This window comes from uncultured Winogradskyella sp., assembly GCF_937958655.1.
Taxonomy (GTDB): domain Bacteria; phylum Bacteroidota; class Bacteroidia; order Flavobacteriales; family Flavobacteriaceae; genus Winogradskyella.
Genome location: NZ_CALGNH010000013.1, coordinates 36,619 through 49,037 on the forward strand (window position 1 = coordinate 36,619; position 12,419 = coordinate 49,037).

At 35.3% G+C, this 12,419-nt stretch carries 9 protein-coding genes; 1 reads left to right on the forward strand and 8 read right to left on the reverse strand.

Translation table 11 applies throughout. From position 1 onward, the window contains the following. Window positions 1-128 precede the first annotated feature (128 nt). From Q0800_RS02715 to Q0800_RS02750, 8 genes are all read right to left on the reverse strand, one after another. A complete protein-coding gene (locus tag Q0800_RS02715) occupies window positions 129-1,925 on the reverse strand; it encodes a cbb3-type cytochrome c oxidase subunit I (RefSeq protein ID WP_299127405.1) in 1,797 nt (598 codons plus the stop codon). 31 nt (window positions 1,926-1,956) lie between these two features. After that, window positions 1,957-3,018 (reverse strand): cytochrome c oxidase subunit II, encoded by a 1,062-nt coding sequence (locus Q0800_RS02720; protein ID WP_299127406.1) that lies wholly within the window; start codon window positions 3,016-3,018, stop codon window positions 1,957-1,959. A 25-nt stretch (window positions 3,019-3,043) separates the two neighbouring features. Next, window positions 3,044-4,399: a quinol:cytochrome C oxidoreductase gene (locus tag Q0800_RS02725; RefSeq protein ID WP_299127408.1), complete on the reverse strand. Its 1,356-nt coding sequence runs from the start codon at window positions 4,397-4,399 to the stop codon at window positions 3,044-3,046. A gap of 22 nt (window positions 4,400-4,421) precedes the next feature. Next, complete coding sequence (locus Q0800_RS02730; RefSeq protein WP_299127409.1) at window positions 4,422-5,030, reverse strand: cytochrome c; 609 nt, start codon at window positions 5,028-5,030, stop codon at window positions 4,422-4,424. A 1-nt stretch (window position 5,031) separates the two neighbouring features. After that, the gene (locus tag Q0800_RS02735) at window positions 5,032-5,571 is read right to left on the reverse strand and encodes a DUF3341 domain-containing protein (protein WP_299127411.1); all 540 of its coding nucleotides are present in this window, start codon (window positions 5,569-5,571) and stop codon (window positions 5,032-5,034) included. A gap of 8 nt (window positions 5,572-5,579) precedes the next feature. Beyond that, a complete protein-coding gene (gene nrfD / locus Q0800_RS02740) occupies window positions 5,580-7,316 on the reverse strand; it encodes an NrfD/PsrC family molybdoenzyme membrane anchor subunit (protein ID WP_299127413.1) in 1,737 nt (578 codons plus the stop codon). A gap of 30 nt (window positions 7,317-7,346) precedes the next feature. Then, entirely contained in the window at window positions 7,347-10,472 is a 3,126-nt protein-coding gene (locus tag Q0800_RS02745) for a TAT-variant-translocated molybdopterin oxidoreductase (protein WP_299127414.1), read from the reverse strand. A 67-nt stretch (window positions 10,473-10,539) separates the two neighbouring features. Then, window positions 10,540-11,823, reverse strand: a complete 1,284-nt coding sequence (locus Q0800_RS02750) for a c-type cytochrome (RefSeq protein WP_299127500.1) — start codon at window positions 11,821-11,823, stop codon at window positions 10,540-10,542. Between the two features lie 209 nt (window positions 11,824-12,032). On the opposite strand from Q0800_RS02750, the gene Q0800_RS02755 reads away from it, so the two are divergent. Next, window positions 12,033-12,416 carry an SPOR domain-containing protein gene (locus tag Q0800_RS02755; RefSeq protein WP_299127415.1) on the forward strand — a complete coding sequence of 128 codons (384 nt, stop codon included), beginning with the start codon at window positions 12,033-12,035 and terminating at the stop codon, window positions 12,414-12,416. Window positions 12,417-12,419 lie beyond the last annotated feature (3 nt).

The following is a 12,419-nucleotide window of genomic DNA, read 5'->3' on the forward strand; positions in this document are numbered from 1 at the left end:
AATGACAGCCATAACAACTAGTTAAATAAAATCTGCCTAAACAAATATAAAGAAAAAGACCTTTGGAAACTATCAGCTATCCAAAGGTCTTTTCTATTCTTTTGTAAGATCTCTTTTTTTAAAAAGATTTAATGGTGGAGTTCTTGTTCACCTTCTTTCATTGGAACATTTTGAGGTACAAAATCTTCGTCATGCCCTGGTTTACTATAATCGTATGGCCAACGGTAAACATGAGGAATAGCTCCTGGCCAATTACCATGGATATGCTCTACTGGTGTTGTCCACTCTAAAGTATTAGATCTCCAAGGATTTTGCTCAGCTTTCTTGCCTTTAAAGATACTGTAAATAAAATTATACAAGAATACTAACTGTACTGCACCTGCTAATAATGCAAATATTGTGATCACAGATTGTGTATCTATAGTATCATCAAAAAGTGGAAAATTAGAATTTGTATAGTATCGCCTTGGTAGACCTGCCATACCTATAAAGTGCATTGGAAAGAAGACACCATAAGCACAAACTGCTGTTACCCAAAAATGAATATAGCCTAAGTTTTTATTCATCATACGACCAAACATTTTTGGAAACCAGTGATAAATACCTGCAAACACACCATACAATGCTGATATTCCCATTACTAAATGGAAGTGTGCCACAACAAAATACGTATCGTGTACATTAATATCTAAGGCACTATCGCCAAGAATTATACCTGTTAATCCACCCGTAATAAAGGTAGAAACTAATCCTATGGAAAAGAGCATCGCAGGATTCATTTGTAGATTACCTTTCCACAACGTGGTTATATAATTAAACGCTTTAACCGCTGAAGGAATAGCAATTAACAATGTTGTAAATGTAAATACTGATCCTAAGAATGGGTTCATTCCTGAAATAAACATGTGATGACCCCAAACTATAGTTGATAAAAATGCAATGGCTAAAATTGAAAGCACCATAGCACGGTATCCAAAAATAGGTTTACGAGAATTTGTAGCTATAACCTCTGAGGTGATACCTAAGGCTGGTAATAATACGATATAAACTTCTGGGTGACCTAAGAACCAAAACAAGTGTTCAAATAATACTGGTGATCCACCTTGATAGTGTAAAACTTCTCCCTGAATAAAAATGTCTGATAAAAAGAATGAAGTTCCAAAACTTCTATCCATAATAAGTAATAATGCCGCTGATAATAGCACTGGGAATGATATTACACCAATAACAGCTGTTACAAAAAAGGCCCATATTGTTAATGGCATTCTTGTCATAGACATACCTTTTGTACGTAGATTAATTACGGTAACAACATAGTTTAATGATCCTAGTAAGGATGAGGCAATAAATATAGCCATTGATACCAACCATAAGGTCATACCCGATCCCGATCCTGGTTGAGCCATAGGCAAAGCAGATAATGGAGGGTAGATTGTCCATCCTGCTGCTGCTGGTCCAAACTCAACAAAAAACGAAGAAATCATTACAACACAAGACAAAAAGAATAACCAATAAGACACCATATTTAAAAAACCAGATGCCATATCTCGTGCTCCAATTTGTAATGGAATAAGAAGGTTACTAAACGTACCACTTAACCCTGCTGTTAGCACAAAAAACACCATTAAAGTACCATGGATTGTTACTAAGGCCAAATAGATATCGGCATCCATCACACCGTCTGGTGCCCACTTACCTAACAAGGCTTCAAATACAATATTAGCTTGCTCTGGCCAAGCAATTTGCATACGAATCATTAAAGACATAAGTATACCAATAATACCCATAACTAAAACACCAGTTATTAAGTACTGCTTAGCAATCATTTTATGATCTTGACTAAATATGTATTTAGTTACAAAAGTTTCTTTATGATGATGTACGTCGTGATCGTCGTGACCGTGTGTATCTACTGTTGCTGACATAATCGCTTATCTATTTCTTAAAATGATTTTTTTATTTGTTTAAAGAATTAGCAAATGTTTTTTGCTCTGCCATCCAGGCATTAAATTCTTCCTCAGTTTCTACGATGATCTTCATTTGCATATTGTAGTGTGATCTACCACAAATTTTATTACATAATAAAAGATAATCGAACTGGTAAGTTAAATCTTGCCCAGCTTCTTCAATTTCCGCTTGTCTTCCTACCCTGTGCTCATTAATATTTTGAACTTTATCTATTATGTCTGGGTTCTGACGCATTTCTTCTGTGGTGACCGTGGGAGTAAACCCAAATTGAGTAACCATACCAGGTACACAATTCATTTGTGCCCTAAAATGAGGCATATATGCAGAGTGCAATACATCTTGAGAACGCATTTTAAATAGAACTGGTCTGTTTACAGGTAAGTGTAATTCTGTTACTATAACATCATCTTGTGCATTAGGGTCATCTTCTGCAACACCTAAAATATTAGCTCTATCTAAATCTATTAGTCTTACGTTGGCTTTACCTAGCACGTTGTCCTCACCACCATATCTAGCTTTCCAATTAAATTGTTGTGCATATAGTTCTACCACTAGAGGATCTTCTTGATCGTCTAAGTCCATTATATCATTCCAAGTAAAAAGCCCATATATGATAAGACCCGCTAAAACTATAACCGGAATACCTGTCCATATGGCTTCTAAAGTGTTATTATCAGAGAAATATAAAGCTTTTTTACCCTTTTCGCCTCTATATTTAAAAGCGTAGTAGTGTAATAAAAACTGAGTCACTGTTTGCACAAAGAATATAACAACCATGGATATGATCATTAAATTATCTATACCTGGACCATGCTCTGACGCAGCATTAGAAGTCAACGGTAAGTCTCCTAAATAATAAAAACAAACAATTGTAATTACATAGATGAAGATTAAGAATCCCATCATTAAATAACCATTTATGTTATTATCCTTATCTGTTGCCACTGGTGAACTTTCTGAACCAGCTTGAGCTAAATCAAAAATCTTTACAAGTTGCCAAATCGCAACCGCTACAAAGAGTACAATTATAATCGTTAATAAAGCAGTCATTATCGTTTCTGTTCTTTTTTAATAATTAATAATGGAAATGTTCACTTTCCTTCATAAATGGATTTCGCTTTGCAAGTAATGGTGCCTTACCAAGCGCTGTAAACACTACTAGTAAGAAAATGCCGCCGAATAGTAATATTGAACCTATTTCTGGTAAACCTATAAACCATCTTTCTACAACTGTTGCAGGCATAATCATATTAAATACATCTAAATAATGTCCACATAGTATTACTATCCCTGCCATTACAACAAACCAATTGATTCTTTTATAATCACTATTCATTAATAGAAGTAGAGGAAATATAAAATTCATTGCTAACATACCAAAAAATGGCAGTTTATAATGCTCTATTCTTGTCACAAAATAAGTTACCTCCTCTGGAATATTAGAATACCAAATCAGCATAAATTGAGAGAACCATAGATAGGTCCAAAATACACTAATACCAAACATAAATTTTGCTAAATCATGAATATGACTATCGTTTACAAACTCCAATAAACCTTTAGACTTTAAATAGATTGTTACCATTGCAATAACAGTAATACCACTTACGAACATACTCGCAAATACATACCATCCAAATAATGTGCTAAACCAATGAGGATCTACACTCATTATCCAATCCCAAGACATCATAGACTCTGTATAAATATAGAATACTAAGAACGCTGCTGAAATTCTAAAGTTCTTTTTAAAGTATCTGTTATCCTCTGCATTATCTTGAGCTATAGAAAATTTTCTTGAAAACTGACGGTATAAAACCCAACCTCCTAAGAAAATTATACCTCTAATGAAGAAACCTGTTTTATTTAACCATCCAGATTTTCCTGCCACTAACTTGTCATAATTTTCATGGCCAACCTCGGTTACGCCATCTTTTAACCATACAAATAAGTGGCTATCTGCTGCAAAAGCAATTGCTAATACTATTAAACCACCTGGTAAAACATAAGATGTAATACCTTCCATTACTCTAAAAAGCACTGGAGACCAACCTGCTTGTGCCGCATATTGTATCGCATAGAATGCTAACACCCCTAAAGCAATCATAAAGAAAAAGAATGCTCCTACATATAGTGCCGCATACGGTCTATTATGAATTTGATGAAGTGCATGTTCCTCATGATGTGTTAAACCACTTTTAGCACTTTCACCATGATGGTCTTCCTCATGCGTTAATTCACCATGATTGTTGTCATGGCTATTTGTAGCATGCGCATCTCCATGTCCATGATGTTCTGCAGCTAAGACTTCAGAAATATTATCTTCATTAACACTAAAAGAATCCATGAAGCCTAGCCCAACACCTAGCAGTCCAAGAACCACCATAATTATCGCGCCTATTCTTAATCGATTTGAAATTTTATATTCCATCTATATAATCTTTATCTAAATCTTATTTTTCTAAATCAGCTTTTAACTTTTCTACATAAGCTACAACTTGCCAACGCTCATGCTCATTCAATTGATTAGCATATGAGCCCATTGTATTTTTACCATAGTAAATAACATGGTAAATACTTCCTGTTGTAATAGCTCTACCAGCGTCATCATAACTAGGAACACCTAATATTTTTTCGCGTTGTACGAGCTTTCCTTTTCCATCTCCTTTAGCTCCATGGCATATACCACAGTAAATACTATATAAAGGTCCACCAACTGAATAATCTACTCTAGGAGTATTTGGATCTACTTTTATAGAATCTACAATGTCTAATGGTATAGGGTCTGCCAATGGATTTGTTAAATTAGCTTTAGCATAATCATATCCAGCATTAGTATTTTCTATTTCGTAAGGCATAAAATCACCTCTAGGAATTGTGCCCTCAGCAGGTAATTGTGCTTCTATTCCGTTTGCAAAGGCATCCGATTCTTGATAAGCTTCATAACCAACAGACTCATACATATTAGGCATGTATTGGTAGTTTGGTCTCGAATTCTTTTGGCAAGACACAAATCCTACCAAGATAACTAGTGCTAAGCTATATTTTAATGATGTCTTCATATTAATGTGCATCTTCGTCTTTATCAACAATATTTATTTCAACAGCCCCTGTTTCTTGTAATAATGATGTTAATTCAGATTCATTATTATGAACTGCAATTTCCATTAAGAAATGATCATCTGTTGTTCTTGGATCTGGGTTCTCAGCCTTTTTAAAAGGCCACATTCTACTTCTTAGATAAAATGTTATTACCATTAAGTGAGCCGCAAAAAATACTGTAAGCTCAAACATAATAGGCACAAAGGCAGGCATATTTTCTAAATAACTAAAGCTTGGTTTACCACCAATATCTTGTGGCCAATCTTCAATCATTATAAAATTCATCATTGTAATAGCAACGGTTAAGCCAACGCATCCGTAAAGGAAGGCGGTAATTGCTAAACGTGTCGGTGCTAAACCCATAACCTTATCTAGTCCATGAACAGGAAAAGGAGTGTATATTTCTTCAATATGATGTTTTTTTGCCTTTACCGCTTTAACGGCTGACATTAATACATCATCATCTGTATAAATAGCATGAATTACTTTTGAAGCTTCCATAAACTATATTAGTTGTTTAATAAATTTTTAGCTTGTGCTGCCCAATCATCGCGTTCAGCTCGTCCTGGGAAAGATCCCGTAATTGAGTCTAACAAGTCGTATTCTGTTTTGGTCATCTTACTTACTTGTAAGAATGTATAAATACCGATACTATTAAGTACTTCTTCCATTTTAGGGCCTACACCACTTATCTTCTTAAGGTCATCTGCTGTATCAGTTGTAGCATCAAAGGAACCAATAGATTCGAGTAAGCTGCTCACCTTTTCATCGCTAGCATCTGCTATCGTATTTTCTATTGCAACTGTAGTATTAGTATTGGTGTTAGATGTTCTAGCATCAGCACCTGTACCTACTAAACTATCACCTCTATCTCTAATTTTCTTATAACGCTCTCCAGAAGATTTTAAAATGGTCTTAACTTCTGCTTGCGCAATTACAGGGAATGTACGAGAATACAATAAGAATAACACAAAGAAGAAACCTATTGTACCTATAAATATTCCTATATCTATAAATGTAGGTGAGAACATTGTCCAAGATGATGGTAAATAATCTCTATGTAATGAAGTTACAATAATTACAAAACGCTCAAACCACATACCTATATTTACAACTATAGAGATAAAGAATGAAAACATAATACTTGTTCTAAGTTTTTTGAACCACATAAACTGTGGAGAGAATACGTTACAAGTCATCATTGCCCAATATGCCCACCAGTAAGGTCCTGTTGCTCTATTTAAGAACGCATATTGCTCGTACTCTACACCAGAATACCATGCTATAAATAACTCGGTAATGTAAGCTACACCTACTATAGAGCCCGTTATCATAATAACAATATTCATTAACTCAATATGCTGTACGGTTATGTAATCCTCGAGGTTACATACTTTTCTCATTATGATAAGAAGTGTATTTACCATTGCAAATCCTGAGAAAATCGCACCTGCAACAAAGTAAGGTGGGAAAATCGTGGTATGCCAACCTGGAATTACAGATGTTGCGAAGTCAAATGATACAATGGTATGCACAGAAAGTACAAGTGGTGTTGCTAAACCAGCAAGTACCAATGATACTTCTTCAAAACGTTGCCAGTCTTTTGCTCTACCAGACCATCCAAAACTTAATAATGAATAAATCTTCTTTTGGAAAGGCTTAACGGCTCTATCTCTAATCATTGCAAAATCTGGTAATAAACCTGTCCACCAGAATACTAAAGACACTGATAAGTAGGTAGAAATTGCAAATACATCCCAAAGTAATGGCGAGTTAAAGTTAACCCATAAAGATCCAAATTGATTTGGAATTGGTAATACCCAATAGGCTAACCATGGACGACCCATGTGAATAATTGGGAATAAACCAGCCTGCACAACCGAGAAAATAGTCATTGCTTCTGCAGAACGGTTAATTGCCATTCTCCATTTTTGACGGAATAATAAAAGTACCGCAGAAATTAGTGTACCTGCGTGACCAATACCAACCCACCAAACGAAGTTAGTAATATCCCAAGCCCAGTTTACAGTCTTGTTGAGACCCCAAACTCCAATACCTGTTGATATTGTGTAAATGATACATCCTATTCCCCAAAGGAATGCAACTAAAGCTATGCTGAAAACTATCCACCATGCCTTGTTTGCTTTGCCTTCAACCGGTCTTACTACATCTAAAGTAACATCGTGGTACGATTTTTCTCCGGTAACTAAAGGTCTTCTAATAGGTGCTTCGTAATGAGACGCCATAATTATATAATTGATTCTTTAATTTATTATTTACGCTTCAGCTGTATTTCTCACTTTAGTTTGGTACACCACATTTGGTTTTGTACCTACATGCTCTAATAAGTGATACGCTCTATTATCTTCTTTTAATTCAGCAATTTTACTATCCTTGTCATTGATATCACCAAAGACCATAGCTCCATTTCCACAGGCAGCTGAACACGCTGTTTGAAATTCCCCATCTTTAACCAGACGACCTTCTCGTTTAGCATCTAGGATTGTTTTTTGTGTTTTTTGAATACACATAGAACATTTTTCCATAACTCCACGCGATCTTACTGTAACATCTGGGTTAATAACCATTCGTCCTAAGTCATCATTCATAAAGTAATCAAACTCATCATTCTTGTTGTATAAGAACCAATTGAAACGACGCACTTTATAAGGACAGTTGTTAGCACAATATCTCGTACCTACACAACGGTTATAGGCCATATGATTTTGACCTTGACGTCCGTGAGCAGTTGCTGCAACAGGACAAACGGTTTCACATGGTGCGTGATTACAGTGTTGACACATAACTGGTTGAAATGCTACTTGTGGATTGTCCGCAGGACTTTCCATTTGACCAAACCCACCTAAAGACCCATTGTCTCCAAATAAACCAGAGAATCCTTCTTTTTTGGAATCATCTGCTTCAAAAGTGTCTTGATGCGAATAATACCTATCAATACGCAACCAGTGCATATCTCTACTACGTCTCATTTCAGTCTTACCAACTACTGGCACATTGTTTTCTGTATGACATGCAATAACACATGCTCCACATCCTGTACAAGCATTTAAGTCAATCGAAAGATTAAAATGATGTCCTATAGAACGATCAAACTCATCCCATAAATCCACATCTGGAGATGTCACAGGAGTTTCTACATGGTTTAAGGATACCTCAGGAACTTTATTCCAAACGTGTTTATCCTTAGTATTAAAAATTTCTAATGTTGTTTCTTTAATGATATCACCTCTACCCATTAAGGTATTATGCAACTGTACACATGCAAACTCATGCTCACCAGAAGCTTTTTCTATAGTAACTTCTTGTACTGTATTAAAGTTTTGATATAAAGGATAAGCATTAACACCTGTCTTCATTTCATCCTTAAGCGCTTCTGATGTTCTACCATAACCAAAAGCTAAACCTACAGTTCCTTTAGCTTGACCTGGCTGAATAATAACAGGCACATTTTCTAAAGTCGTACCATTTACGGTAACATTTACATAACTACCATTTAAGCCACCATTAGCCACATTCCAGTTTTCTAAATCTAATGCTTCTGCATCAGCTCTAGACACTGTTAGATAGTTATCCCAAGTTGTTCTTGTAATTGGATCTGGAAACTCTTGTAACCAAGGATTATTCGCTTGTTGACCATCACCCATACCTGTTTTAGTGTAAAGTGTCAACTCCATGCCACTAGCATTTGCTGAACGCGCTAAGGCTCTTGCAGCATTACTACTAGGCGCCTGTACATCAGTACCATCATTTTCAGAAGCTTCGTTAGCACTTGGTGATTCTACCTCTTCAGATGTTACATTTACATATACACCATCTTGTACCGCTTTATTAAATGATTTTCCATTTAAAATATCTGCTGTCCAAACTGATTTTAAATAATCTCTATATGATGCACTATTTCCATTCCACACTAGTAATGCTTCCTGAAATTGTTTTGTGTTAAATAATGGGCGAATTGTTGGTTGCATTAATGAATAATGACCAGACTTTAATTCTAAATCACCCCAAGATTCTAAATTATGAGAAGCCGCTGCAATATAATCGCAATTAGAAGCAGTTTCGTCTTTCTTTAATGAAAAGGCTACAGATACATCTACTTTATCTAAACCTTCTTTAAATTCAGAAGCATTAGGAAGCGTGTACATTGGATTAACACCATTCATTATAACGGCACCAACCTTACCAGCCTTCATATCAGCCACTAATTTCTTTATTGCACTATTACTACCTTGTCTTGTTTTAATAGTTGTTGAAGCATCAAATGCTTTACTATTCAAATAAGTGTTTATTTCTAAAGCTACGGTTTGAGCATTTACATCTTGAATACCTGTAACTACTACCGCATTACTCCCTGCCTTTTTAATTTCACTTGCTGCAGATTGAACAGCTGCAGAAATATACTCTGGTAAATCACCAACTGAAACCGCACCACCAGTTATTTTACTACTTAATAATGCCAATACTTTCTTTTGCTGGCTAGGTGTTAATGGTATACGTTTATCTGCGTTTGCACCAGATAATGACATATTAGATTCAAACTGAATATGACGGGACATTTTACCATTTTCTGGAATACGATTCTTAGCATAGCCAGACTCAAAACCACCACCTTGCCAGTCTCCTAAGAAATCAGCACCTACTGAAACAATAGTTTGGGCTTTTGAAAAATCATAATTTGCCATACCACGTTTACCATACTTAGCTTGGTATGCATCTAAAGTAGCAGACTCTGAAACTGCATCATAAGATATATGCTTTACATTACCATATTTTGCAGAAAATTCTTCAATTAACTTGTGAGTTGAAGGACTTGGCATTGTTGCTGTTAAAAATACGATTTGTTTATCATCGCTTAACTTATTAAATGCCGATGTTGTTTCTGACATTAGAGTGTCCCAAGAAATTTGGACATCACCCTTCATTGGAGTTTTAACTCTTAAAATATCATATAATCCTAAAATTGAAGCATGAACTCTGGCATTTGCCATACCATTAGTAGCAGCATCTGTATTATTTTCAATTTTAATTGGTCTCCCTTCTCTAGTTTTTACTAAAACACTAGCAAAATCAAATCCATTAGCTATTGTAGTCGCATAATAATTAGCTACTCCTGGAATAATTTCCGTTGGTTGCACTACATAAGGAATTGACTTAATTACAGGACCTTCACAAGCTGCTAAAGATGCCGCAGCAGTACTGAAACCTACGTATTTTAAGAAATCACGACGCGAGGTTGACGAAGACTCTAATGCTTCTTTATCACCTAAAAATTCATCTGTTGGAATTTCCTCCACAAACTCATTCTGTTGTAGCGTCTCAACAAGAGCGCTATTTTCGTTTAGCTCTTCAACACTTTTCCAGTATTTCTTGTTTGATGACATATTTTATAGTTATATAGTTGTTAGTTGATAATGATTAGTATTACTAAACTTCAACTGTATCTTTAATTTAATAGTGGCACTTACCACATTCTAATCCTCCCATTTGCGCTGCCGTTAACTGATCTACACCATACTTTTTTGATAATTCTTCATGAATTTTAGTATAGTACTCGTTATCCTTAACTTTAACATTGGTTTCTCTGTGACAGTTAATACACCAGCCCATAGTTAACGGTGCATGTTGATACATAATTTCCATTTCCTCTACAGGACCATGACATGTTTGACACTCTACACCTGCCACTGAAACGTGCTGCGAGTGATTGAAATATGCAAAGTCTGGAAGGTTATGAATACGAATCCACTTTACTGGTTTTGACTCACCAGTATATCCTGTTCCGTCCCAACCAACAGCATCGTATAATTTTTGTATTTCAGCATCGTAATCCACACCATATTCTTTTCCTTCTGCTAAAGTTTCTGGTGCCACATTAGCAATAGCCTTATGGCAGTTCATACAAATATTTAATGATGGTATACCAGAATGTTTACTAACACGCGCAGAAGAATGACAATATTTACAATCTATAGCGTTATCACCAGCATGTATTCTATGCGAATAATGTATTGGCTGCACTGGCTCATAACCTTGATCTACACCCACCTGCATTAAATAACCATACACAAAATAACCACTTGCTAGTAAAAGAAAAATTGCACTTACTAATACTAAAAATTGATTTTGTATAAAGGCTTTCCAAATTGGCGTACCTTTTTCCTTAACAACCTCTAAACCTTTAGCTTCGGCGAAACGATTTAATGTACGTCTTACTAAAATTAAGGCCAAGGCTAACAGCCCAAATAAAACAACTAGGGCTCCTAAGATTAAATTATTACCTACTCCAGGCTCTTTCGAAACAACTTCACCGCCTCCACCATTAACTACAACTGGCTCAGGCTTTGGCTGAGCAGTGTAAGCCAAAATATCAGAAATATCTTGGTCACTTAATTGTGGAAAGGCTGTCATTGCCGTTTGATTCCACTCGTTATAAACTTTGTTGGCGTAAGTGTCACCAGACTTAATTAATCCTGCACTGTTTTTAATCCATGCATTAATCCATGCTCTATCTAAACCTTCTTCCTCTGCTAATCTGGCCTCAACATTCCTTAGCATTGGACCTGTCATATCCCTGTCTAACTTATGACAAGCAGCACAATTAGCATTAAATAATGATTTACCATTAGCGGCATCGCCTTCTTGAGCGATTAATGATGTCGAAAACGTGAATAATAAAATAAAACCTAAATATAGAATCTTTGAGGTTAAATTACGGTAGATCACCTGTTTCATATTGTTAGTTGAATTAACTTCTAAACTTTGGTATGATTTTTTCATAAAAAAACTGAAAAAACATGTTTTTAAAACTCATGCAAAAGTAAGATATAAAGTCGATTTTAGAAATGTTAGCGAACTGTTAATAATCAATTTATAATTATTCTAAATAAGATGTTCTTAGCATTTACGTTTAATACTATACCTTTGCATTTAAACCTTAAGTTATGACACTAAAAATGAAACCATTTAATATCCTCTTAGTCTTAATATTATTTTGTTTTTCGGTAAATGCTCAACAAGGTGATGTTAACATAGATCAGCATAGCGATATTAACACATTACTAGACTATAAAAAGGATATAAAAACGACTAAAGTGTACCGTATCCAAGTGTACCAAAGTGTTGATCCGGATCGTGCAGAGCGCGAAAAATCTAATTTTCTTAATACCTATGGTCAATGGCCAGTTGAAATTGTATGGAACACACCAAATTATAAAGTTTGGGTTGGTAATTTTGCCACACGTTTAGAAGCCGATAGAGCATTAGCTAAAATTAAAAAGAAGTATATGAATGCCATTATTTTTCAACCTAAGCTCGACAAAAAATAATAC